Source organism: Pseudomonas sp. P7758 (genome assembly GCF_013386485.1).
In the GTDB taxonomy this organism is placed as follows: Bacteria; Pseudomonadota; Gammaproteobacteria; order Pseudomonadales; family Pseudomonadaceae; genus Aquipseudomonas.
Genome location: NZ_JACARS010000259.1, coordinates 1 through 430 on the forward strand (window position 1 = coordinate 1; position 430 = coordinate 430).

1 protein-coding gene is annotated in these 430 nt (G+C 65.6%); it reads left to right on the top strand.

The genetic code is table 11. From position 1 onward, the window contains the following. Positions 1-430: NAD-dependent epimerase/dehydratase family protein (locus tag HX873_RS31340; protein ID WP_177123841.1), on the top strand; the 430-nt coding region annotated here is incomplete at both ends.

Genomic DNA, 430 nt, shown 5'->3' on the forward strand with positions numbered 1-430 from the left:
GGCCTGGCGCCAGGCCGCGTGATCAGCGTCAACCCGCTGCGCATCGCCTGCGGTGAAGACTCCCTGGTGGTCAAGTTCGGCCAGCGCAACGAGAACGGCCTGTACCTGGCCGGCCCGTCCCTGGCGGATGAACTGGGCCTGGTGGACGGTTCCGTACTGCGCGGCGCCGAGTCCGGCCGCAAGCCCCGTCGTACCCGCGTGCTGATCCTGGGTGTGAACGGTTTCATCGGTAACCACCTGTCCGAGCGCCTGCTGCGTGACGACCGTTACGAAATCTACGGCCTGGACATCGGCTCCGACGCCATCGAGCGCCTGCGCAGCCACCCGAATTTCCACTATGTGGAAGGCGACATCAGCATCCACTCCGAGTGGATCGAGTACCACATCAAGAAGTGCGACGTGGTCCTGCCGCTGGTGGCCATCGCCACCC